Below are 24,285 nucleotides of genomic sequence, written 5' to 3'. Positions count from 1 at the left end.
TCCGGGGCATCCCAAATAATTTGCACGTACCCGTCAGTTGCCGCTGATGCGTGGAGACGAGGGCGGGTGCGCTGATCTGCGGAGAAGCCTCGCAGCTCGTACCAAGCTGGTGCGTAGTGTGAGGTACGCCCCGGCGCGTAGATCGCGTCCACGCGCCGGTGCGGTTGTGATCCGCAGGTGCGCAAGAGGCGTTTCGGCCGCTCTCGCACCGGAAGGGCACTGCCTCAGTAAGCGCGCGCGACGACCGCGACGTTACCGGGCGCGTCGTCGGCACTCGGCACCGACCCGTCCTCCGCGACCAGACACCGTACGGTCACCGCGTGCTCGGCCAGCCTGGCCTCGCCTTCTTCGCCGAGGGTGGCCCACGGGATCCGCGCCCAGCCGCCGGCGACAGCGGCCTCGACGGCTTCGCCGAACGTCGACACCTCGGTCGTACGGGACTCGCGTCGCTCGCGGGACTGGGTCAGCAGCAGCGCCTGGTCCTCCTCGAGGACGGCCGGGAGCAGTCGTACGAGATCCTCGACGGCGATCGCCTCCTTGCCGCCCCGGATCCGCCGCGCCACCATCGCGGTGCCGTTCTCCAGGTCACGGGGCCCGATCTCGACGCGGACCGGTACGCCCTTGAGCTCCCAGTCGACCGCGCGGCGGCCGAAGGGGGTGTCGGTGCGGTCGTCGACGTGGACGCGGATGCCCGCCGCCTTCAATCGGTCGCCGATCTCGCGGACCTTGGCCAGAACCGGCTCGTCGCCCTTGATCGCGAGGACGACGACCTGGGTCTGCGCGAGCCGCGGCGGCACGCGGAGGCCGTTGTCGTCACCGTGCATCATCACCAGGGCGCCGATCATGCGGGTGGTCGAGCCCCAGGAGGTCTGCCAGACGAGTTCCTGGGTGCCGTCCTTGGACAGGTACGAGGTGTTGAAGGCCTTGGCGAAGTTCTGGCCCAACTCGTGACTGGTGGCCATCTGGAGAGCCTTGCCGTCGCCCATCATGCCTTCGAGCGTGAGGGTGTTGATGGCTCCGGCGAAACGCTCCTTGACGGTCTTGCGGCCGGGGACGACGTCCATGGCGAGGACGTTGGTCATGAAGTCCTCGTAGACCTGCCGGTGGATGTGCGAGGCGAACGCGCGCGCGTCCTCCTCGGTCGCGTGCGCGGTGTGGCCCTCCTGCCACAGGAACTCCGTCGTCCGCAGGAAGAGCCGGGGCCTGAGTTCCCAACGCACCACGTTCGCCCACTGGTTGATCAGCAGCGGCAGGTCGCGGTAGCTCTGCACCCACTTCGAGAAGTAGTCGTTGATGATCATCTCGGAGGTGGGGCGGACGACCGCGGGTTCCTCGAGTTCCTTGCCGCCGCCGTGGGTGACCACCGCGAGTTCGGGCGCGAACCCCTCGACATGGTCGGCCTCGCGGGTGAGGTACGACTGCGGGATCAGCAGCGGGAAGTACGCGTTCTGGGTGCCCGTCTCCTTGATGCGGGCGTCCATCTCGGCCTGCATCCGCTCCCACAGTCCGTACCCGTACGGTCGGATGACCATGGTGCCGCGCACCGGACCGTTGTCGGCCAGTTCGGCCTTGGTGATCAGATCCTGGTACCAGCGCGGGAAGTCGTCCGCCCGGGGTGTGAGAACAGGTGCCTTTGCCATGGCGCGATGTTACGGGCGCAGATTGCCGGGATGTGAATTCTTTTCCCCGGCACATGCCAACCCGCAAGCAGGGCCCTTCACCCTCTGGACGAGCGGTCGAGTGCGGAGTTACCTGGCATACGGGGGAAGTGCGAGCGCACGTCACGGGGCTACGGAATCGGGCACAGAGTCAACTCTCGGCGGATTGGGGCGCTTATCCATGACACCTACGCTCGTGCGGCAGCACCTGTCTCATACGGGAGAGGGATCCCGTACGGACCTCGGTGCACGCGCGCGTGACTGGTCCGAGATCCAGGAGCGGATGCTGGTTCCGCTGTACGAGGCCGTCTACGAGCGACTGGAAGTGGGCCCCACGGCGCGGGTGTTGGGCCTCGGCTGCGGCAGCGGGCTCGCCCTGCTGATGGCGGCCTCCAGAGGGGCCGCGGTCGCGGGTGTCGAGCCCTCCTGCCCCGAACGGCTGGCGCTCGCGCGGCAGCGGCTGCTGCCGGAGACCTGGGGCACACGCGCGCGTGCCGGCACCCGGCTCCTCGAGGGAGCCCCCGGGGACACCGCCGACGCTCCCCCGTACACCCTCGTGACCGCCTTCGAGCCGATCGGGTGCCTCGCGGGCGACTCGGAGGGGCTCGGTGAACTTCTCGCCTCGGCGACGCCGCTCGCCGAGCGGGGAGCGCCCGTGGCGCTCGTCGGCTGGGGTCCGCCGGAGCGGTGCGCCACGTCGTCCGTGCTGCGGGTGGCCACCAAGCTGGCGGATCCGCTGCGCAGCACGGGCAGTTGGCGCCCGGCCCTGCGCGACGACCTGGAGGAGGTCGCCCAGCGGGCGGGCCTGAGGCCCGACGGCTCGGGGCGGGTGGCCTGCCCCTTCGGGTACGCCGACCTCGACAGCGCGCTCAGGGGGCTGCTGTCGACCGGGCTCTTCGACGCGGCCATCGCGGCGACCGACCAGGCACAGGTGGACAAGGAAGTGACGGAAGCCCTGCATCCGTATCAGCGCCGGGACGGCACGGTGTGGATGCCGAACGTCTTCCGGTACCTGATCGCGAGGGTCCCCTAGACCTCCGCGTCCTTCTTCAGCCTCATGATCCCGGCGATCCGGTACGCGTCCGTCTCCTCCAGCGTCTCGCTCGCCAGCAGGGCCTCGGCGAGCGCGTCCAGTTGCCCCCGGTGCTCGGTGAGCTTGCGGAGGGCTTCCGCGTAGCAGTCGTCGACGATCCGCCGCATCTCGCTGTCGATCACATCGAGGGTCTGGGGCGCGGCGGCGAGGCCGTACGCCTGCTGGGCGTCGCTGGGGAGGGCGGACAGGCGTCCCACCCGCTCGCTCATCCCCCACCGCGCGACCATCCCGCGCGCGATGTTCGTGACCTGTTCGAGGTCGTTCTCGGCGCCGGTCGTGACGACGCCGTAGACGACCTGTTCCGCGGCCATGCCGCCGAGCGCGCCGATGATCCGTCCGCGCAGGTACTCCTCGGAGAGCGCGTACCGCTCCACCTCGGGCGTCGACATGGTCACCCCGAGCGCCCGGCCGCGCGGCACGATGGTCACCTTGCGGACCGGGTCGGCGCCGGGCTGCAGCATGCCGAGGAGGGCGTGCCCGCTCTCGTGGTACGCGGTGCGGCGCCGGTCCTCCTCCGGCATCACCAGCGTGCGCTCGGCACCGAGCTGCACCTTCTCCAGGGCCTCCGACAGGTCGGACTGCGTCACCTGCTCCTGCTTGCGCTTCACGGCGAGCAGCGCGGCCTCGTTGGCGAGATTGGCCAGATCCGCTCCTGTCATGCCCGGGGTCGTGCGGGCCACCCGGGCCAGGTCCACCTCGGGCGCGAGCGGGATCTCGCGGGTGTGGATGGCGAGGATCGCCTCGCGTCCGGCGCGGTCCGGCGGGGAGACGTTGACGACCCGGTCGAAGCGGCCGGGCCTGGTCAGCGCCGGGTCCAGGATGTCGGCGCGGTTGGTCGCCGCGATGACGACGACGCCCTCGGACCCCGAGAAGCCGTCCATCTCGGTGAGGATCTGGTTCAGCGTCTGTTCGCGCTCGTCGTGACCGCCCACCGAGGCGCCGCCGCTGCGGACCCGCCCGATGGTGTCGATCTCGTCGATGAAGATGATCGACGGCGCCACCTTGCGGGCCTCGGCGAACAGCTCACGGACCCGGGACGCGCCGACACCGACGATCATCTCGATGAACTCGGAGGCCGAGGCGGAGAAGAACGGCACGCCCGCCTCGCCCGCCACGGCGCGCGCCAGCAGGGTCTTGCCGGTGCCGGGCGAACCGGCGAGCAGCACACCGCGGGGCATCTTCGCGCCCATCCTGCGGTAGACGTCGGGGTGCTCCAGGAAGTCGACGACGTCGTCCAGCTCGCCCTTGACCTCGTCGATGCCGGCCACGTCGGCGAAGGTGGTGCGCTGGGTGCCGGGCCGAAGGCCCACCGGCTTGGGTGGCGCCTTGCGCCCGAGCATGCCGCCCGCACCACCCAGCCCGCCGCCGACCCGGCGGGCGAAGAAGATCCACACGGCGACCAGCAGCACGATCGGCACCAGCGAGAGCAGCAGGTTGGGCAGCAGACCGCGCTGCTGCACGACCGGTCGCGCGGTGACCGTGACGTCGTGTCTGCTCAGGTTCTGCCAGAGGGCGTCGTCGGCGAAGGCCGGGCGCTGGGTCCTGAACTTGGTGTAGTCGCCGCCGCCGTCGGGATCGTCCCGGGACTGCTTGAGCTGGCCCTGGATCGCGTCGCCCTTGGAGTAGATCTTGTCGACGTTGCCCGCGTCGACCTGTCTGCTGAACTCCGTGTAGGAGATCGTCGGCTCGTCGCCCCCGCCGAGGTAGTTCAGCCCGACGTACACCAGCAGGAAGACGATCACCGCGGTGACGGCCAGTCCCCACCAGCGGCCGCGCGGCCGCCTCCCGCCCGGGGGCCGTGGTCCGTCGTCCGGGGTGCCCTCGGTGCGCCAGGGCTGGTCGGGGGCTTTGCGCGCCGGAGCGGCATTGCTCATATCTGGACGTTACGGCAGACCTCGGGCCTCGGCACGCGCTGAGGGCGCCCTCCGGCAGGGAGGACGCCCTCGAAGTCGTACGGAACTCAGCCCATGAACTTCTTGAACTCGTCCGGCAGCTCGAAGTCCTGCGGGACCTGCTGGCCGGGCACGCCGAAGGCGCTGCCCGCCTGGGCGGCCTTGCGCTCGGCCTCCTCCTGCTCCTGCTGCTTGCGCTTCATCGGGTTGCCGGAGCGCTGCTTGCCCTTGGCCTTCTTGGGCTGCTTCTTGGAGCGGCCGGGGCCGCCGCCCATGCCCGGGACACCCGGCATGCCCGGCATCCCGCCGCCCTGGGCCATGCGCGACATCATCTTGCGGGCCTCGAAGAACCGCTCGACGAGGTTCTTGACCGCGCTGACCTCGACGCCGGAACCCTTGGCGATACGGGCGCGGCGCGAGCCGTTGATGATCGTGGCGTCGGCGCGCTCGGCCGGGGTCATCGACTTGATGATGGCGGCCGTGCGGTCGACGTCCCGCTCGTCGAGGTTGTTGATCTGGTCCTTGATCTGGCCCATGCCCGGGAGCATGCCGAGCAGCTTGGAGATGCTGCCCATCTTCCGGACCTGCTCCATCTGGGCCAGGAAGTCGTCCAGGGTGAAGTCCTGGCCCTTCTTGGACGCCAGCTTGGAGGCCATCTTCTCGGCCTCTTCCTGGCTGAACGTCTTCTCCGCCTGCTCGATCAGGGTGAGCAGGTCACCCATGTCGAGGATGCGGGAGGCCATCCGGTCAGGGTGGAAGGCGTCGAAGTCCTCGAGCTTCTCGCCGTTGGACGCGAACATGATCGGCTTGCCGGTGATCTGCCGGATCGACAGGGCCGCGCCACCGCGGGCGTCACCGTCGAGCTTGGAGAGCACCACGCCGTCGAAGCCGACGCCGTCACGGAAGGACTCGGCGGTGTTGACCGCGTCCTGACCGATCATCGCGTCGACGACGAAGAGGATCTCGTCGGGCGAGACGGCGTCGCGGATGTCCGCGGCCTGCTGCATCAGTTCCTGGTCGATACCCAGGCGGCCGGCGGTGTCCACGATCACGATGTCGTGGACCTTGGACTTCGCGAACTCGATGGAGTCCTTGGCGACCTTGACGGGGTCACCGACGCCGTTGCCCGGCTCGGGCGCGTAGACCGCGACACCGGCGCGCTCGGCGACGACGCTGAGCTGGTTGACGGCGTTGGGACGCTGGAGGTCGGCGGCGACGAGCAGCGGCGAGTGGCCCTGCTCCTTCAGCCAGTGGCCGAGCTTGCCCGCGAGGGTGGTCTTACCGGCACCCTGGAGACCCGCCAGCATGATCACGGTGGGCGGGTTCTTGGCGAACCGCAGCCGCCGGGTCTCGCCACCGAGGATCGTGACGAGCTCCTCGTTCACGATCTTCAGGACCTGCTGCGCGGGGTTCAGCGCCCGCGAGACATCGGCACCGAGCGCGCGCTCCTTGACGTTCTTGATGAACGTCCGGACGACGGGGAGGGCCACGTCCGCTTCCAGGAGGGCGATCCGGATCTCGCGCGCGGTGGCGTCGATGTCCGCCTCGGAGAGCCGTCCCTTGCCGCGCAGGTTCTTGAAAGTCGCTGAGAGGCGATCGGAAAGAGTATCGAACACGGCGCTCGCGGTCCTCGGGGTCGGTGGCAGCTGGGAATCGCCCTCCAGGGTATCCCGGCGACACACGTAGCCGGGATCCCCCGGTCAGCCCCGCAAGGTCTCCTCCAGCTTCCGGGCCACGGAAGCCGCTTCTCCGGCCCCGAGCGGGACGCCCTTGCCGTCGGTGACGTAGAAGGCGTCCACCGCGTTGGCGCCCAGCGTCGACACGTGGGCGCTGCGCATCCGCACCCCGGCGTCCTCCAGCGCGCGCCCGATGCGGAACAGCAGTCCCGGGGCGTCCTGGGCGCGCACCTCGATCACCGTCGCATGCCGGGAGGCCGCGGAAGCGACCGTCACGCGTGCGGCGGGCGCGACGACACCCCGGCGCCTCGGATAGGCGGCGTCACGCTCGGCCAGCCGCCCGGCGACGTCCAGGGAACCGTCCAGGGCCCGTACGAGATCGGCGCGCAGCCGGGCGGCCTGGGGCAGCGAGCCGTACTGGGCGGCGACCCGCCAGTTCAGCAGGAGCACCGAGCCCTCGACGCCGTCGGGCAGGTCCAGGGCCCGCAGTTCCGCCGTGCGGACGGTCAGCCGGTGCACGGCCAGCACTCCGGCGACGGCGGGCAGTACGCGCGGCTGGTCCGGTACGGCGATGAGGAGCTCCACGCCGAGCGGCTCGGGGTCCCCGGCGGGCTGGCCCTCCACGAGAGCCGGCGGCTCGGTCTGCGCGCGCAGGGACAGCACCGGGCTGCCGGTCGCCACCGCCTCGATGGCGAGCCGCTCCTGCTCGGCGGTGGGCGCGGCGGCCTCCGGCTCGTCGAGGTCGTCCCCGGCGAGCACGGCGGCCACCCTCTTGACCAGGTCGGCGACGAGCGAGCCCCGCCAGGACGACCATGCGGCCGGCCCGGTGGCCAGGGCGTCCGCCTCGGTCAGCGCGTGCAGCAGCTCCAGCGTGCCCTGTGATCCGACCGCCTCGGCGACCGAACGCACGGTGGCCGGGTCCTCCAGGTCACGCCGGGTGGCGGTGTCCACGAGCAGCAGGTGATGCCGTACGAGCGCCGCGAGTACGGCGACGTCGTCGCGGTCGAAGCCGATGCGCGCGGCGACGTCCTTCGCGATGATCTCGCCGGCCACCGAGTGGTCGCCGGGCCAGCCCTTGCCGATGTCGTGCAGCAGTGCGGCGACGAGCAGCAGGTCGGGACGGTGGACGCGCCGGGTGAACTCCGAGGCGCGGACGGCCGTCTCGATCAGGTGCCGGTCGACGGTCCAGATGTGCACGGCGTTGCGCTGGGGACGGCACCGCACCCGCTCCCAGTCCGGCAGCATCTGGGTGATCAGCCCCTCGGCCTCCAGCGCCTCCCAGACGTCGATGGTGGGCTGGCCCGAGCCGAGGAGGGTCACGAGCTGCTCGCGCGCCTCGGCGGGCCAGGGCGTGGGCAGGGGGCGCACTCCGGCCGCCATGCGCCGTACGGCGTGCAGGGAGAGCGGGAGTCCGGCCTGTGCGGCGGCGGCCGCGGCACGCAGCGGGAGCACGGGGTCGCGATCGGGGCGCGCGGCGCGGGCGAGCACCACCTCGCCGTCCTGCTCGACGACCCCCTCCGCCAGCGGCGACCTCTCGGCCACCGGCTTGCCGCCCCCGAGCATGGCGCGCAGCCGCGGCCGCACGGCACGCGACCTCAGGACACGTCCCACCTCGCGCCAGGTGACGTCACTGGCGTACGAGATGACCCGCGCGGCTTCGTATACCTGCCGCAGCAGGGTGTCGGCGTCGAGCAGACCGAGCTCGGCGGCGACCTGGTCCTGCTCCTGGAGCGCGAGCCGGTCGGTCGCGCGGCCCGTCGTCAGATGCAGGGCGTCCCGGACGTCGAGCAGTCGGCGCCGGGCGTCGTCGAGGCCCTCGCGCGGGGCGTCGGCCAGCCAGGAGGCGGCGACGGCGCGCAGGGCGGTGGCGTCCCTCAGGCCGCCCCGGGCCTCTTTGAGATCGGGTTCGAGCAGGTACTGCAGTTCGCCCTGGCGCTCGGCGCGCTCGGCGCACAGTTCCTGGAGCTCGGGGAGGCGCTTGGGGGCCTGGTTGCGCCAGTCGGCGAGGACCGCCGTCCGCAGGCCCGCCGTCAGCCCCAGATCGCCGGCGATGTGGCGGGCGTCCAGGAGGCCGAGCTGGACCTTCAGATCCTCCGCGGCCGTCTTGCGGGCCTCCGCAGGCGTGCGCACGGAGTGGTCGAGGGCGAGACCGAGGTCCCACACGGGGTACCAGATGCGGTCGGCCAGCGCGGCGACCGCACCGGAGTCGCTGCCGTCGTGCAGCAGGACCAGGTCCAGGTCGCTGCGCGGGGACAGCTCGCCGCGGCCGTAGCCGCCGACGGCGATCAGGGAGACCCCGCGCAGTGCCTCGGCGCCCGCGGTGAACAGCCCCGAGAGCCACTCGTCCGTCAGATCGGAGAGGGCCGAACGGCGCGGCGGCCCGGACCGCGCCCCCTCTTGGAGGAGGCGCAGCCGGGCCGCCGCGTAGCCGCTGGGTCCCGAGTCCTCTACGTCCTTTTGCACGTCCGTGCTCGTCACCCAGCAGCTCCAGTTCTCTTCTTCGGTCAGAGCGCGTCCGGGCCGCGCTCGCCCGTCCGGACCCGTACGGCGGTCTCGACCGGCAGGGACCAGACCTTGCCGTCACCGATCTTGCCGGTTCGGGCCGCCTTGACGATGACGTCGATCAGCTGCTCGGCGTCGTCGTCCTCGGCGAGGACCTCGATGCGGATCTTCGGGACCAGGTCGACGGTGTACTCGGCACCGCGGTAGACCTCGGTGTGGCCCCGCTGACGACCGTAGCCGCTCGCCTCGGTGACCGTCAGGCCGTGGACCCCGAAGGCCTGGAGGGCTTCCTTGATCTCGTCGAGCCGGTGGGGCTTGACGACGGCGGTGATGAGCTTCATGCGTCCACCTTCTTGCCCGCGTCGTCGGCCGGGGCCGTGACGGAGGTCCGGGCGGCGCCGCCACCGGCACCGCTGAAGTCGTATGCGGTCTCGGCGTGCTCGGCCTGGTCGATGCCCGAGACCTCCTCGTCCTCAGTGACCCGCATGCCGATCGTCTTGTCGAGCAGGAAGGCCAGGATCGCGGAGGCGATCAGGGAGTAGGCGAGGACCGCGAAGACACCGGCGCACTGCTTCCAGAGCTGGTCCGCGTTGCCGCCGTAGAAGAGGCCCTTGACGTCGGACTGGCCCTTGCCGCTGGCGAAGAAGCCGATCAGCAGGGAGCCGATGACGCCGCCGACCATGTGGACACCGACGACGTCCAGGGAGTCGTCGTAGTTGAACCGGTACTTCAGGCCGACGGCCGCGGCGCAGGCGACACCGGCGATGGCGCCGATGCAGATCGCGCCGATCGGGGTGATCGCACCACCGGACGGGGTGATGGCGACCAGACCGGCGACCGCGCCGGAGGCGGCGCCCAGCGTGGTGAACGCGCCGTGGCGGATCTTCTCGTAGCCGAGCCAGGCGAGCATGGCGGCCGCGGTGGCGATCTGCGTGTTGACGAACATCAGCGAGCCGACGCCGTCGTCGTTGCCGAGCCACGAGCCGGCGTTGAAGCCGAACCAGCCGAACCACAGCAGGCCCGCGCCGAGCATGACCAGCGGAAGGCTGTGCGGGCGCATCGGGTCGCGCTTGAAGCCGACGCGCTTGCCGATGACCAGGATCACACCGAGCGCCGCGGCACCCGCGTTGATGTGGACCGCGGTACCACCGGCGAAGTCGATCACACCGAGTTCGAAGGCCCAGCCGCCGGTGCCCCAGACCCAGTGGGCGACCGGGAAGTACACGACCGTCGCCCACAGCGCCACGAAGAGCGCCCAGGCGGAGAACTTCACGCGGTCGGCGATCGCACCGCTTATCAGGGCGGGCGTGATGATGGCGAACATCATCTGGAAGACGGCGAAGGCGAGGACCGGGATCGTGTACCCGGACCAGATGTCGCCCTTGTCGATGCCGGTCCATCCGAAGAAGTCGGATTCCCAGCCGATGAGCGAGCCGTGGTCCGTACCGAACGCCATGGAGAAGCCGTAGACGACCCACAGGATGGTGACGATACCCATGCTGATGAAGCTCATCATCAGCATGTTGAGGGTGCTCTTGACCCGGACCATGCCTCCGTAGAAGAAGGCGAGTCCCGGCGTCATGATCAGCACCAGGGCGGAACAGATCAACATGAAGCCTGTGTTGGCCACAGACAGTTTGTCTGCGGCGAGCGTGATGGCGGTTGGTGCCATCGGCGTCTCCTCGTCGTAGGTACGGCCCCGTGCGGGCGAAGCCAGAGCGGAATGAGGGGTGGGCCGGTTATGCGCCATGAGATTGACGCAGCGCGGTTTCGGTGGAAGCCCCTCGTTGTTTCGCCGCCGTGACGAAGACGCCTTGCGTGTTACGCGTCGATGAACTGGCAGATATGGGCCGCGTCGATCGTTATCGTGGCGCAACCTTCGCTCAAGGAGTCAAACCGGCCGCGGTCGGCCTTCCGATGACCTGGCATGGGGGAGCCGAGTCGGGCAGTTCGGGAGGGCCGGCCGCGGCCGGGGTTCCGGGGATTCAGACGGCTTCCGCGGTCTCGGGGAGTTCCACGGCGAGCTTGTCGGTGAGATCCACGACCTCGGCGAGATCACCGAAATCGCGTACAGCCGTGTCGACCGTCTTTCGAATACGAGTGTTGACGCGCTCGGAGCGCACCTTCTTGGCGATGTGCATGGCCTGTTCCACCAGTACGGTGCTCTGTTCGGGCTCGCGCCGGAGCAGATGCACCGTGGCCATGCCGATGAGATTGAGTGCGTACGACCGCTGGTGCTCGTCGTCCTTGGAGAAGAGCTCCACCGCCCGCTGCATGAGGGGCTCGGCCAGGGAGGCGTAGGTCGGGCTGCGACCGGCCACGTAGGCCAGGTCCCGGTAGGAGTGGGAGTTCTCGCCGTACAGCTCGGCCTCCGAGAAGAACCGGATCCAGTCGGGGTCCGGCTCGTCCCAGTCGTCGGCGTCGGCGAAAACGTCCTCGGCCATCCGGACCGCCCTCTTGCACTTGCCGGGCTGTCCCATGTTGGCGTAGGCGCGGGCCTCCATCGCATACAGCATCGACTGGGTGCGCGGGCTCGCACAGTCACGGCTGCCGTACTGCGCGAGGTGGATCAGCTCCAAGGCGTCCTCGGGCCGCCCGAGGTGGATCATCTGACGGCTCATGCTGGACAGGACGTAGGAGCCGAGCGGCTTGTCGCCGGCCTCCTTGGCCGCGTGCAGGGCGAGGACGAAGTACTTCTGCGCGGTGGGCTGCAGCCCCACGTCGTACGACATCCAGCCCGCGAGTTCCGCCAGTTCGGCGGCGACCTTGAACAGCTTGCGGGTGGTGGTCTCGGGCTGGGGCTCCTGGAGGAGGTCCGTCACCTCGTGCAGCTGGCCGACGACCGCCTTGCGGCGCAGACCGCCGCCGCACTGGGCGTCCCACTGGCGGAACATCTCGGTCGTCGACTCGAGGAGGTCGAGCTCGGGCCTGGAGAGACGGCCGACACGACGGGACGAGGCGGGGTCGGGTTCCCGGTGCGGGGTGGCGGCGGGCCCGGGGACCAGCCAGCGCTGCATGGGCTCGATGAGGGACGGGCCCGCGGACAGGACCAGCGAGGTCCCGAGGAAGCCGCGCCGCGCCAGCATGAGGTCGCTGCGCGAGAACTCGCTGAGCAGGGCCACGGTCTGCGGGCCCGTCCAGGGCAGGTCGACCCCGGTGGCGGACGGTGACTGGCGGGCGGCGCGCAGTCCGAGGTCCTCGACGGAGACGACGCATCCGAACCGCTCGGAGAACAGCTCGGACAGGATTCTGGGGATGGGTTCGCGGGGGTTCTCGCCGTCCAGCCAGCGGCGCACCCGTGAGGTGTCGGTGGAGATGTGGTTGGCCCCCAACTGGCGGGCCCTGCGGTTGACCTGGCGGGCGAGCTCGCCCTTCGACCAGCCGCTGCGCACGAACCAGGAGGTGAGCAGCTCGTTGGGGCGCTTGTCGGCCTGAGAGGAGCTCTGCGCGGCGCTCCCGGCGCCCGTCCCGCTTCCGCTGTTGCCGCCCACTGGAACGCCCCCATCCCTGAGACCACTTGTCGCCGAGTGCGCCAAGCCTTATCAGAATGCCGGTAAATACGGCCGTTCGTCCGGCAGTTGCCAGCCTTCGAACGAGGAGCCGACTTGCCTCCGGCATACCCACAAGTGCATGTGCCCCCAGGACTCGTGCACTCAAAGTAATCCTACGATCACGCGTCCAGCCATGGCGATCCCGGAAACGCCACCATTCGCCACCCCTTCGAATGAACCTACGGTCGCCTCCACACGATTCACTTGACATAGACCGAGCAGGGGTAGGCGGAGCGGTGCACTCAGGGGCGCACATGACCCAGCGCACCACCCGGGGCACCTCCGAGCGCCGACATCGCCCGGAAGTGGCAACGGAGAGTGACTGGCCGCGTCCGTCGCGTAACCACCGGCGCGCTGGACCCGTTGGAGGGGGCATGGGCTTCACGATCGGCGGCATTCGGGAGATCCGTTCCGGTACCCGCAGGCGCGGCCGCTCCTCGGAGTGCACCACCGTCGCCGAGTTCACCGGACTCTGGGGCTGGGATGTCGTCCCGGGTGCGCGTGCTTCGGCCGGCGACTGCTCCTGCGGCCGCGCGGACTGCCGTCACCCCGGCGCCCACCCCCTCGACTTCGCACCTCCGGTCCCGGCCGGGGCCACGCTCGACGACGTGACCAAGGCGTGGTCCGAGTTCCCCGGCGCCTCGGTGATGCTGCCCGTCGGCCGCGCCTTCGACGTCATCGAGGTCGCCGAGCCGGCCGGGCGCCGCGCCCTGCTCCGCCTGGAGCGCATGGGCCTCCCCCTCGGCCCGGTGACCGCGACCCCCGAGGGCCGCGCCCAGTTCTTCGTCGCCCCCGGCGCCGCGTCCGACCTGAGCGAACTCCTCTACCGCATGGGCTGGGACGACGCCGCCCCCCTCGACCTGCGCGGCCTGGGCTCCGGCACGTACATCACGGCTCCGCCGTCGGACCGGGGCGGCCTGGGGCCGGTGCAGTGGCTCCGGCCCCCTTCTCTGGACACCGCGACGAAGCCGCCGGCGGCCCGCCTGCTGCTGGGGACACTGGCGTACGTGGCACACCGGTCACAGGCGTAGACGTACACAGCGAAGCGCCCGCTCCCAACTGCACCTTGGGGGCGGGCGCTTCTTCGCGATCTACGGCTTCTCACTCGCCGCGGGTACCGCGTCTCAGTCTCCGATCAGCGCGTCCACGAACGCTCCCGGCTCGAACGGCGCCAGGTCGTCGGCGCCCTCTCCGAGGCCGATCAGCTTGACCGGCACGCCCAGTTCTCGCTGGACCGCGACCACGATGCCGCCCTTGGCCGTGCCGTCCAGCTTGGTCAGGACGATGCCGGTGATGTCGACGACCTCGGCGAAGACGCGGGCCTGCACCAGGCCGTTCTGCCCGGTGGTGGCGTCCAGGACCAGCAGCACCTCGTCCACCGGCGCGTGCTTCTCGACGACCCGCTTGACCTTGCCGAGCTCGTCCATGAGACCGGTCTTGGTGTGCAGCCGTCCCGCGGTGTCGATGAGGACCACGTCGACCCCCATCGCCTTGCCCTCCTTCACCGCGTCGAAGGCGACGGAGGCGGGGTCGCCGCCCTCGGGTCCGCGCACGGTGTGGGCGCCCACCCGCTCGCCCCAGGTCTGGAGCTGGTCGGCGGCGGCGGCACGGAAGGTGTCCGCGGCGCCCAGGACCACGCTGCGTCCGTCGGCCACGAGCACGCGCGCGAGCTTGCCGGTGGTGGTGGTCTTGCCGGTGCCGTTGACGCCGACGACCATCACGATGCCCGGCTTGCGCTCCTCGGGCTCGGTCTTCACCGTGCGGTCGACCTCGGTGCCGACCAGCTTGAGCAGCTCCGCGCGCAACAGGCCGCGCAGCTCGTCCGGGGTGCGGGTGCCGAGCACCTTGACCCGCTCACGCAGCCCGTCGACCAGCTCCTGAGTGGGGGCCACGCCGACGTCGGCGGTGAGGAGGATGTCCTCGATCTCCTCCCAGGTGTCGTCGTCGAGGTGCTCGCGCGACAGGAGCGTGAGCAGCCCCTTGCCGAGCGCGTTCTGCGAGCGGGAGAGCCGGGAGCGCAGACGGACCAGGCGGCCGGCGGTGGGCTCCGGGACTTCGATCTCGGTCGGGGGGAGCTCTTCTACGACGGGCGGCGCCGAGCCGTCCGGGAGGTCCACCTCCTCTATGGTCCGGCGCGGTTCGTCGCGCGGCGTCTCGGCCTCGTCGCCGACGTGCGGCTCGGCCGGAGGGGCGGTGATGTCGGGCGCGGCGGGGGGTGGCGGAGGCAGCGGCTTCTTGCGCCGGCTGCCGACGACGAGCCCGCCGAGCACACCGAGCACGACCACGGCGATGACTACAGCAAGGATGACGGTTTCCATAACGCACCCAGTATCGGCCATGGGTCGCGGCCGAACCCAGCTCGTGTTTTCACACGGGTGAAATAGACACAAAATGGCTTTTAGTAGGATCAACGCATGGCGCGAGCTCTTCCCTACGCCGTCATCTGATCCGGAACGCGCCCTACGGCCCGCGCGTGCCGCCTCCATGGCAATCTGACGCCTCGTCAGCTACCGTCCCCGCACCACCCGCCCGGTGAAGGGGGACCCCCATGCCCGTCACGGTCGTCCGTTTCAACCTCGTCGAGCCCGGCGCGACGCCCGCCTCCCTCAGCGCCCGCTACCGGGCCGCCCTGGACATGGCCGCGTATGCCGACGAGCACGGGATCACCACCGTCCAGACCGAGGAGCACCACGGCGTCGACAACAACTGGCTGCCGTCGCCGTTCGCCTTCGCGGGCGCGGTGTTCGGCGCGACGCGGAGGATCGCGGTCACCGTCTCCGCCGTGATCGGCCCGCTGCACGACCCTCTCCGCCTGGCCGAGGAGATCGCCGTACTGGATCTGCTGAGCGGCGGACGGCTGGTGACGGTCGCCGGGATCGGGTACCGGCCCGAGGAGTACGCCCTGTTCGACGTGGAGTGGAGGCGGCGCGGCCGCCTCCAGGACGAGCTGCTGGAGACCCTGCTGAAGGCCTGGACCGGTGAGGAGTTCGAGTACCGGGGTCGTACGGTACGGATCACCCCGCGCCCCTTCACCGACCCGCACCCCCTCCTCCTGGTCGGCGGCTCCTCCAAAGCTGCGGCCCGCCGGGCCGCCCGCCTGGGCCTCCCCTTCTTCCCCAGCGCCCACCTCCCGGAACTGGAGGCGTACTACAAGGAGCGGCTCGTCGAGTACGGCACCGAGGGCTGGACCATGATGCCGACGGCCGAGACACCGTTGCTGCACATCGCCGAGAACCCGGACGAGGCGTGGGCGCGTCACGGAGAGCACTTCCTCCACGAGGCCCGGACCTACGCCTCCTGGCAGTCCGGCGACATCCGCTCGGCGGTGCGGTCGGCCGCTGCGAGCGTGGAGGAACTGCGCGCGGAGGGCGTGTACCGGATCCTGACACCGGACGAGTGTGTGGAGCAGGGGCTCGACAATCTCGTCCTGCATCCGCTGGCGGGCGGGATGCCGGTGGAGGAGGGGTGGCGGAGTCTGCGGTTGTTCGCGGAACGGGTGCTTCCGGCGCTGAACGGCTGAGCCGGGCGATGTCCGCTGGTCGACGAGGACTCGGCGATGCTCCACGGAGCCCATGAGCTTATTGGTGGAAGTGTTCGTCCGGGAGCCGGACGGCGAGCGGCGGATTCTTGACGTGCCGGACGGCGTCCACCAGTCCGGCGGCTTCGAGTCGTGGCGTACGACGGTGTAGGGCTCGGAGTTCGTGCGCTCGCTCGGCGCCCTGCCCGTGCTGGCCGACCAGGACCTCTAACGGCCCTGGAGATCGGCGGCGGGGTCCTCATCCGGTGACCCCACACGGACAACCGCCGCCCCCGGTCCAGGCGGTTGCCGGACCGGGGGCGGCGGAGGGTGCGGGGAGAAGGGCAGCGGGGTGTTGGCCCCTCCCCCCGGGTTCGCGGGGGCCGTCAGCCCATCTCCTCCAGCGCCTTGCCCTTCGTCTCCTTGACGTACTTCAGGACGAACGGGATGGAGAGCGCGGCGAAGACCGTGTAGATCACGTAGGTCGCGGAGAGGTTCCAGTCGGCCAGCGACGGGAAGCTCGCGGTGATGGCCCAGTTGGCGATCCACTGCGCGGACGCGGCCACACCGAGCGCGGCGGCGCGGATCCGGTTCGGGAACATCTCGCCGAGGAAGACCCAGACGACCACACCCCAGGACAGGGCGAAGAAGAGGACGAAGACGTGCGCGGCGATCAGCGCGGTCCAGCCCTGCGCGGCCGGCAGCTTGCCGTCGACCAGGTCGAAGGAGAACGCCCAGGCCTCCAGTGCGAGACCGATCACCATGCCGACCGAACCGATCAGAGCGAGCGGCCGGCGGCCGACGCGGTCCACGAAGATCATCGCGATCACGGTGCCGACGATGTTGATGATCGACGTCGTGAAGGAGTAGAGGAACGAGTCCGTCGGGTCGACGCCGACCGACTGCCACAGCGTCGAGGAGTAGTAGAACGCGACGTTGATGCCGACGAACTGCTGGAAGACCGAGAGGCCGATGCCGACCCAGACGATCGGCTTGAAGAAGAAGCTCCCGCCGAGCAGGTCCTTGAAGGTCGACTTGTGCTCGCTCTTCATGGCGTTCTCGATCTCGGCCACGCGCGCGTCGAGGTCGATCCTGTCGCCCTCGACCTCCTGGAGGATCTCCCGGGCACGCTCGTGCTTGCCGACGGAGATCAAGAAGCGCGGGGACTCGGGGATGGCGAAGGAGAGCAGGCCGTAGAGGACGGCCGGGATCACCATGACGCCGAGCATGACCTGCCAGGCCTCGAGACCCATCAGCTTGCCGCGCTGGTCACCGCCCGCCGCGTTCAGCAGGCCCCAGTTGACCAGCTGCGAGACGGCGATGCCGATGACGATCGCGGCCTGCTGGAAGGACCCGAGGCGACCGCGGTAGGCCGGTGGGGCGACCTCGGCGATGTAGGCGGGGCCGATGACCGAGGCCATACCGATGGCGAAGCCGCCGACGATCCGCCAGAACGCCAGGTCGTACAGCGCGAAGGGCAGTGCCGAGCCGACGGCGCTGATCGTGAAGAGGACGGCCGAGATCTGCATGCACCGGATGCGGCCGATGCGGTCCGCGATGCGTCCCGCGGTCGCCGCGCCGATCGCACAGCCGATCAGGGCGATGGCGATGACCTGCGCCAGGGCCGCGGAACCGATGTCGTAACGGCCCCGGATGGCCTCGACGGCGCCGTTGATCACGGAGCTGTCGTAGCCGAAGAGGAAACCGCCCATCGCGGCCGCCGCCGCGATGAAGATGACGTGCCCGAGATGATCGGGGTGAGCCGTCCGGGCTCCTGGTTCGGATGCCTGTGCTGTGCTGGTCACGTTTACTCCTCGGGCCACCGGCAACGCTGTCGGTGTGGTCAGCCCCCAGATAGGTGGTACCTGAAGGTAAATCCAACGTTGCTGACCTTATGCCTTCAAGTCTCAAATTCAAACGCAGGGAAATGTGAGAACTTAGACAGACTCCTGCCACATGCGTTCACTTCTTGAAGTCGATCGAGGTCAGCGCAGCCGCTGGCTGATCACCTTCGAGACACCGTCGCCCTGCATGGAGACGCCGTACAAGGCATCGGCGACCTCCATGGTCCGCTTCTGGTGCGTGATCACGATGAGCTGCGAGGCCTCCTGCAGCTCCTGCATGATGCGGATCAGCCGCTGCAGGTTGGTGTCGTCGAGAGCGGCCTCGACCTCGTCCATGACGTAGAACGGGCTGGGCCGGGCCTTGAAGATCGACACCAGCAACGCCACGGCGGTGAGCGAGCGCTCGCCACCGGAGAGCAGCGACAGCCGCTTGACCTTCTTGCCCGGGGGCCGCGCCTCGACGTCCACGCCGGTCGTGAGCATGTTGTCCGGGTCGGTCAGGATGAGCCGCCCCTCGCCGCCGGGGAAGAGCCGGCTGAAGACACCCTCGAACTCCCGGGCCGTGTCCCGGTAGGCCTCGGTGAAGACCTGCTCGACGCGTTCGTCGACCTCCTTCACCACTTGAAGCAGGTCGGTGCGGGTCTTCTTCAGGTCCTCCAACTGCTCACTGAGGAACTTGTGCCGCTCCTCCAGCGCCGCGAACTCCTCCAGGGCGAGCGGATTGACCTTGCCGAGCTGCTGATACGCCCGCTCGGCCGCCTTGAGCCGCTTCTCCTGCTCGGCGCGGTGGAACTGCTTCGGCTGGTTGCGCGGATGCTCCGGATCGTCGGGCAGCTCCTCGCCCTCGGCGGGCGGGGAGGGCGGTACCGGCTGGTGGGGGCCGTACTCGTCGATGAGCCCCGCCGGTTCGACACCCAGTTCTTCCAGCGCCTTGGTCTCCAACTGCTCGATCCGCATCCGCTTCTCGGCGCCGAGCACCTCGCCGCGGTGTACGGAGTCGGTCAGCTTGTCGAGCTCGGACTTGAGATCGCGGCCGGTGTTCCGCGCGGCGGTCAGCTCCCGCTCCCTGAACGCCTTGGCGGCGTCGGCGGCGGTCCGCTCCTCGTCCGCGCGCGCGAGGGACACCTCGACGTGCGCGAGCAGCTGCCGCGCACCGGAGGCGACGGCTTGTGCCACGGCGGCCTCGTGCCGCAGCCGGGCCCGCCGCTGTTCGGCACGCGCGCGTGCGTCTCGCTCCGCACGGGCGGCACGGTCGAGGGAGTCGGCCCGTCCGGCAAGCCCCTTGACCCGCTCCTCATGGGTACGGACCTGGAGGCGGGCTTCCATCTCGGTCTGGCGGGCGTTGGCACCGTCGGCGGCGAGACGGTCCCGTACCGACGTGTCGGGCTCCTCCTCCACCGGCATCTCCTCGGCGACGGCGAGCCGTTCGGCGTATTCCTCGACCTCTTCGAGCGCCTTCTCCAGGGCGTCCTGCGCTCGCGCGGCGGCCGCGGTGGACCGCTCGGCCTCGCCTGCGGCACCTTTCGCCTGGCCGGCGAGGCGGCCGAGCTGCTGGGCGACGGCCGACTTCTCCCGGTCCGCGGCGCGGCGGCGTTCTCCGAGCTCCTCCACTCGGGCCGTGCACTCCTTGCGGTGTGCCACCGCCGCGTGCTGGGCCTCGCTGAGTTCCTCGCACTGCACGGCCAGCTCTTCGAGTTCGGCGGCGGCCTGGTCGACGGATGCCTGTACTTCGAGGAGGCTGGGGGCGCCCGCGGAGCCGCCGTGCGCGAAGTGGGCGCCGAGGAGGTCGCCTTCGGCGGTGACGGCGGTGAGGTGGGGGTTGGCGTAGACGAGGTCTTCGGCGTCTTCGAGGGTGCCGACGACGACGATGCCGTGGAGCAGGCGGCGGACGGCCGGCATGAGGTCGGACGGGCCGCGGACCAGATCTGCCGCGTGGTGCCGTGCGGCGTCCGCGGGTGCGTCGTGGCTGGTCGCGCCCCCAAAGGGCGCGTCTTGTGGGGCCCCTGCCAAGAGGAGTGACGCTCGGCCCGCGTCCTGCTTCCGCAGCAGGCGGATCGCGTCCGCCGCTGCCGAGGGGGAAGTCACCGCGAGGGCATCTGCCGCCGCGCCGAACGCCGCCGCCAAGGCTGCCTCGTGCCCCGGAGTCACCGTCAGGAGTTCCGCCGCCGGACCCAGCAAGCCTGTGAGGCGGTCCTTCGCGCCCAGCAGCGCTCCCGTCCCGTCCTTCCTCCGCAGTCCCATGGCCAGCGCCTCGTGCCGGGCCTGCGTCGCCGCGCGTTTGCGTTCCGCCGCCGTGACCGCCTCCCGGGCCACCGTCAGCGCGGCCTCGGCCTCGGCAAGCTGTCGCTTCGCCGCGTCGTGCCGCTCCGCCAGTTCCGCGTCGCCCGCGTCCAGGCCGTCCACCTCGGCCTTCAGCGCCTCGTACTCCTCCTGCGCGGCGACCGCCCGCTCCTGGGACTCGTCCCGGGCGGCGGCGAGGCGGTCGATCTCGGCCTGGGCGGAGGCGGCGCGGGAGCGGGCCGCATTGACCTGGCCGCCCAGCCGGGCGAGGCCCTCGCGGCGGTCGGCGATGGCGCGGGCGACGTCCTTCAGTCGCCGTTCCTCCTGGGTGAGTTCCCGCTCCAGTTCGGCGCGGTGCGCGACCGTGTCCTCCAGGGCGTGCTCGGCCGCCTCCAGGGCGGCCTCCAGCTCGGCCTCCTGCTCGCGGATGCGGGCGGCCTCGCGCTCCATGTCCTCGGGGTCACGGCCCCGCCGTTCCTCGGGCGGCGCCGAGGTCGCGCTCTTCACGCGTGCGTCGGCCAGCGAGACCGTGCCGCGCACCCGCTCGGCGAGCTGGGAGAGCTCGTACCAGGTCTGCTGGGCCCGCTGCAGCCGGGGCGTGAGCTGCCGGACCTCGTCCTCCAGAAGGGCCTCCCGCTGGAGGGCCCTCTTCAGCTCCTGCTCGGCGGCGTCCTTGCGTTCCTTCAGCGCGGCCTCGTCCGCGACCTCGGTCTGCAGCGCCTGCCGCAGTCGTACGAGATCGTCGGCGAGCAGCCGCAGGCGGGCGTCCCGCAGGTCGGCCTGGATGACGGCGGCCCGGCGGGCGACCGCGGCCTGGCGGCCGAGCGGCTTGAGCTGGCGGCGGAGTTCGTCGGTCAGGTCCTGCACGCGCGCGAGGTTGGCCTGCATCGCGTCGAGCTTGCGGAGGGCCTTCTCCTTGCGCTTGCGGTGCTTGAGGACCCCGGCGGCCTCCTCGATGAAGGCCCGGCGGCCCGTCGGATCGGCGTGCAGGACGGAGTCGAGCTGGCCCTGGCCGACGATGACGTGCATCTCGCGGCCGATGCCGGAGTCGGAGAGCAGATCCTGGATGTCGAGGAGGCGGCAGGTGTCGCCGTTGATCTGGTACTCGCTGCCGCCGTTGCGGAACATGATCCGCGTGATGGTGACCTCGGCGTACTCGATGGGCAGGGCGCCGTCGGAGTTGTCGATGGTCAGGGACACCTCGGCGCGGCCCAGCGGCGGGCGGCCGGTGGTGCCGGCGAAAATGACGTCCTCCATCTTGCCGCCGCGCAGCGACTTGGCACCCTGCTCGCCCATGACCCAGCTGAGCGCGTCCACGACGTTGGACTTGCCTGAGCCGTTCGGCCCCACGACACACGTGATACCCGGCTCGAACCGGAGCGTGGTCGCCGAGGCGAACGACTTGAACCCTCGGAGGGTCAGCGCCTTGAGGTGCACGCCGCTGGACTCTACCTTCCGGGGGTTGGGACGTGCTGCCGATGCACTTGGCAGAAGTGACTTCTGGTGATCGCGGGTGAGCGCCTGTACTGGATGCGGTGGTTCATCTGCACGCCAAGAGGCTCCGCTGACGGGGGTGTGCTGCCTGCGGTTTCGGGAGGGAACGGGAGTTCGCGGGTCGAATGGGTGACCTCACCACGACAACCCGCAAGATGTCCCGGCACGATGCGGCAAGCATCGCGGTCGGGCGACGCGCCCTCGGGCACCCGATCAGGCGACGGACGACACCGCCCCCGTCCCACCGGAGTGATGGTGCGGGGCATCGGATCGTCCAGGCCCGACCGGAGATTCGTCGGCGTGAGGAAACCCGCCCCCACGTTCCCGGACCTCGCACCCGATGCGCGCCGGCTGAGCAAGGGTCCTGGCAACAGGACTCGCTCCCGCTCAGTCTTCAGGAACGGTGTCTCACTCCATGAACGCGTTGTTGCCCGCGGTTTCACCGTTGAACGTGCAGGGCACACCAAACGTTAAGAGAGTGAAAGGATGCACGGGGGCAAGAAAGAAGGGACGCCGAAGCGTCCCTTGCAAACTCTGACAACTTAGCGGTTGATACAGGCCGCCCAACCACTGCGTGAGCTGTCGTGGAGCGATGCAGTGATCAGGTGAGCGCAGGCTCCGCCTGGTGTGCGTCGATGCTCTCCAGGAGACTTTCGTGAGAAGCGGCAGCCGCGAGCGCGTCGTTCTCGGCCTGGATCCGTACGAGCTCGGATTCCAGATCCTGTACGCGCTGCTGGAGCCGTCGCATCTCGGCGAGGAGTCGAGGGTCGGAGCCGCCGACGTAACCGAGAAGCGCCTTTGCCATGATGGATGGTCCTCCACACTGAGTGACCGACCGAAGCGGTGTGGGTCGTGAGGGATTCGCACCCGCGGTGCTTGACACTCTTGAGTTCATGCTGCTGTTCATCCATGCCAAACAGCTAAGGTGCGCGGGGTGCTTTCAGCGTCTCACCAAAAAGTTTGACGGTCAACACGATCACGCCCCGTATTGGCGGACAACCCGGTCCGGCGCGACCTGAGACGGCGGCGCTGCGGCTCCCTCGGGGCCCTCGGGACGTGACGGTCAGTCTTAGCCGCGGAGCTTGCCACGGCACGGCCTTCTTGGCAACCACCAGCGACTTTCTGCTTCGGGCAGGTGCCAGTGGCATGTCCCTCCGCTTCCGCCTGGGCCGTTTTACAGAAACGTCTCATCGGATGGCGAAGCCGTCGTAACCCCCACGAGGTGTGTCCCAGATCTCGGTGACACCCTCTACGCGGCCGGGCGTGTCGTCACCCAGGAGCCAGTCGAGGAGTCCCTGGCATCCCTTTCGCGGGCCCTCCGCGACCACTTGCACACGTCCGTCGTCCAAATTGAGAGCAAAACCACTCAGGCCGCCGATCTCCAGTGCCTTGGCCCGCGTGAACCAGCGGAAACCCACACCTTGGACGCGTCCGCGCACCCAGGCGACCAGTCGTACATCCTCGCTCATGGGTGCAACCTAACCGGCCAATGTCTCTCTGGGCACTCCCTCCCCAGGCGCCATGCGGTACTGTCCGCTGCCAATGAATCTCATACGAAACTCACTCGATGGTGTGGGTTTTGTGACTTTGGTTGACCCGGGGGGACGCGTCGACCTCAAGCACGAGGACTAGGAAGGCAAGCACATGGGACGCCACCGACGCTCCGCCGCCGGCCGCGCCGCCACGGGCCGCGCCACGGGGGTCACAGCGACACACAGCTCCTACGGGAGCGGTTACGACCCACAGGACTCGTACAACTTCGCCTCGGCGGGCACCGCGACCTACCGGGGCCAGGAGGACCCCGACCCCTACGCGCGCAGTGACGCCTACCTGTTCGCGTCGGAGGAGGAGTACGCGCTCTACCGGGGCGAGGGCTACACGCCCGCCGACGGTTCCCGGCGCAGTGGGTCGCACCGCCGGCGCAAGAGGAACCTCGTGACGCCGGTCAAGACCGGGCTGCTCGGGGTCTCGGCGGCCGTCGCGATCGGCACGGTCGCGGTCGCCACCGGTGTGGTGCCCGGCCTGGACAACTACAAGCTCGGCGGCGGCAGCACCACCGGCGGCGATATACAGGCGGCGGGCTCGCCGACCAACTCCCCCGCCGAGCAGGGCGGCACCTCCGGCAGCGCCGAGAGCCGTGAGGACGGCAGCTCGACGAGCCGTGACGCCGACCGCGCCTCCTCACCCTCGCCTTCCCCCTCGACCTCGACCTCGACGGCCCCGCCGGCCGAGAAGCCGACGAAGAAGCCGGCCGCCCCGCCGAGCAAGAAGCCGAAGACGACACCTTCCCAGAAGGAGAAGGAGCCGGCGAAGAAGGAGACCACCGCGCCCGTGGAGGTCTCCACCGAGGCCGCCGCGGCGGCCGAGGTGCTCAGGCTCGTCAATGCCGAGCGGGCGAACGTCGGCTGCAGCCCGGTCGCCGCCAACAGCGCGCTGGCCGACCTCGCCGGCGCCTTCAGCAAGGCCATGGCCGACCAGGGCTTCTTCGACCACACCGACCCGAGCGGCGCCACGCCGTGGGACCGGGCCGCGCAGGCCGGGATAACCAGCCTCGGCGGCGAGAACATAGCCCGGGGCCAGTCCGACCCGGCGGCGGTCATGGAGGCCTGGATGAACAGCCCCGGCCACAAGGCCAACATACTGAACTGTGACTTCAAGACACTGGGCGTGGGCGTGGTCTTCGGTTCGGGCGGCCCCTGGTGGACGCAGGACTTCGGCTACTAGAGGCCCCCGAGGCAGATTGCGCTAACTTCTGGTTAGTGCAATCTGTTGGTTAGT

General features: G+C 70.0%; 16 protein-coding genes and 1 pseudogene. 5 read left to right on the top strand and 12 right to left on the bottom strand.

All coding sequences use genetic code 11. The annotated features are described in order from the left end of the window. Positions 1-224: 224 nt before the first annotated feature. The gene (gene proS / locus AQJ46_RS29945) at positions 225-1,640 is read right to left on the bottom strand and encodes a proline--tRNA ligase (RefSeq protein WP_057616532.1); all 1,416 of its coding nucleotides are present in this window, start codon (positions 1,638-1,640) and stop codon (positions 225-227) included. A gap of 199 nt (positions 1,641-1,839) precedes the next feature. Here proS and AQJ46_RS29940 point away from each other — a divergent pair, with 199 nt between their 5' ends. Then, positions 1,840-2,691 carry an SAM-dependent methyltransferase gene (locus tag AQJ46_RS29940; protein WP_079072479.1) on the top strand — a complete coding sequence of 284 codons (852 nt, stop codon included), beginning with the start codon at positions 1,840-1,842 and terminating at the stop codon, positions 2,689-2,691. Here the strand turns inward: AQJ46_RS29940 and ftsH are convergent. From ftsH to nsdA, 6 genes are all read right to left on the bottom strand, one after another. Then, on the bottom strand, positions 2,688-4,625 hold the full coding sequence (gene ftsH, locus AQJ46_RS29935) for an ATP-dependent zinc metalloprotease FtsH (RefSeq protein ID WP_059208519.1): 1,938 nt from the start codon (positions 4,623-4,625) through the stop codon (positions 2,688-2,690). The genes AQJ46_RS29940 and ftsH overlap by 4 nt on opposite strands. A gap of 86 nt (positions 4,626-4,711) precedes the next feature. Then, the gene (ffh, locus tag AQJ46_RS29930) at positions 4,712-6,259 is read right to left on the bottom strand and encodes a signal recognition particle protein (protein ID WP_059208518.1); all 1,548 of its coding nucleotides are present in this window, start codon (positions 6,257-6,259) and stop codon (positions 4,712-4,714) included. 84 nt (positions 6,260-6,343) lie between these two features. Then, positions 6,344-8,797 carry a [protein-PII] uridylyltransferase gene (locus tag AQJ46_RS29925; protein ID WP_059208517.1) on the bottom strand — a complete coding sequence of 818 codons (2,454 nt, stop codon included), beginning with the start codon at positions 8,795-8,797 and terminating at the stop codon, positions 6,344-6,346. 26 nt (positions 8,798-8,823) lie between these two features. Then, positions 8,824-9,162 (bottom strand): P-II family nitrogen regulator, encoded by a 339-nt coding sequence (locus tag AQJ46_RS29920; RefSeq protein WP_003997576.1) that lies wholly within the window; start codon positions 9,160-9,162, stop codon positions 8,824-8,826. Beyond that, complete coding sequence (locus AQJ46_RS29915) at positions 9,159-10,493, bottom strand: ammonium transporter (RefSeq protein WP_059208516.1); 1,335 nt, start codon at positions 10,491-10,493, stop codon at positions 9,159-9,161. The genes AQJ46_RS29920 and AQJ46_RS29915 overlap by 4 nt, the downstream gene beginning before the upstream one ends. A gap of 313 nt (positions 10,494-10,806) precedes the next feature. After that, a complete protein-coding gene (nsdA, locus tag AQJ46_RS29910; protein ID WP_059208515.1) occupies positions 10,807-12,312 on the bottom strand; it encodes a transcriptional repressor NsdA in 1,506 nt (501 codons plus the stop codon). Positions 12,313-12,746: 434 nt separating this feature from the next. Here nsdA and AQJ46_RS29905 point away from each other — a divergent pair, with 434 nt between their 5' ends. Beyond that, the gene (locus AQJ46_RS29905; RefSeq protein ID WP_059208514.1) at positions 12,747-13,403 is read left to right on the top strand and encodes a bifunctional DNA primase/polymerase; all 657 of its coding nucleotides are present in this window, start codon (positions 12,747-12,749) and stop codon (positions 13,401-13,403) included. Between the two features lie 93 nt (positions 13,404-13,496). Here the strand turns inward: AQJ46_RS29905 and ftsY are convergent, their stop codons facing one another. Then, positions 13,497-14,690 carry a signal recognition particle-docking protein FtsY gene (ftsY, locus tag AQJ46_RS29900; protein WP_059208513.1) on the bottom strand — a complete coding sequence of 398 codons (1,194 nt, stop codon included), beginning with the start codon at positions 14,688-14,690 and terminating at the stop codon, positions 13,497-13,499. 230 nt (positions 14,691-14,920) lie between these two features. On the opposite strand from ftsY, the gene AQJ46_RS29895 reads away from it, so the two are divergent. Then, entirely contained in the window at positions 14,921-15,892 is a 972-nt protein-coding gene (locus AQJ46_RS29895; protein ID WP_057616514.1) for an LLM class flavin-dependent oxidoreductase, read from the top strand. A gap of 383 nt (positions 15,893-16,275) precedes the next feature. Here AQJ46_RS29895 and AQJ46_RS29890 read toward each other — a convergent pair whose 3' ends face one another. Continuing rightward, positions 16,276-17,694 carry a sugar porter family MFS transporter gene (locus AQJ46_RS29890; protein WP_059208512.1) on the bottom strand — a complete coding sequence of 473 codons (1,419 nt, stop codon included), beginning with the start codon at positions 17,692-17,694 and terminating at the stop codon, positions 16,276-16,278. 180 nt (positions 17,695-17,874) lie between these two features. Further along, the gene (gene smc / locus AQJ46_RS29885; RefSeq protein WP_059208511.1) at positions 17,875-21,450 is read right to left on the bottom strand and encodes a chromosome segregation protein SMC; all 3,576 of its coding nucleotides are present in this window, start codon (positions 21,448-21,450) and stop codon (positions 17,875-17,877) included. 191 nt (positions 21,451-21,641) lie between these two features. Between smc and AQJ46_RS57370 the strand changes: the two are divergent. Further along, positions 21,642-21,926, top strand: a pseudogene (locus tag AQJ46_RS57370) (IS200/IS605 family accessory protein TnpB-related protein); the annotation flags it as partial. 182 nt (positions 21,927-22,108) lie between these two features. Here the strand turns inward: AQJ46_RS57370 and AQJ46_RS29880 are convergent. Both AQJ46_RS29880 and AQJ46_RS29875 read right to left on the bottom strand, forming a co-directional pair. Continuing rightward, entirely contained in the window at positions 22,109-22,312 is a 204-nt protein-coding gene (locus tag AQJ46_RS29880; protein ID WP_057616507.1) for a hypothetical protein, read from the bottom strand. A 382-nt stretch (positions 22,313-22,694) separates the two neighbouring features. Beyond that, positions 22,695-22,976, bottom strand: a complete 282-nt coding sequence (locus AQJ46_RS29875; RefSeq protein WP_059208510.1) for an acylphosphatase — start codon at positions 22,974-22,976, stop codon at positions 22,695-22,697. 175 nt (positions 22,977-23,151) lie between these two features. Here AQJ46_RS29875 and AQJ46_RS29870 point away from each other — a divergent pair, with 175 nt between their 5' ends. After that, positions 23,152-24,231 (top strand): CAP domain-containing protein, encoded by a 1,080-nt coding sequence (locus AQJ46_RS29870; protein WP_059208509.1) that lies wholly within the window; start codon positions 23,152-23,154, stop codon positions 24,229-24,231. Positions 24,232-24,285: the final 54 nt, after the last annotated feature.

It is taken from the genome of Streptomyces canus (assembly GCF_001514145.1).
Lineage (GTDB): Bacteria > Actinomycetota > Actinomycetes > Streptomycetales > Streptomycetaceae > Streptomyces > Streptomyces canus.
Note: the sequence above shows the minus strand (reverse complement) of the source record. Positions and strands in the feature narration are given on the sequence as shown.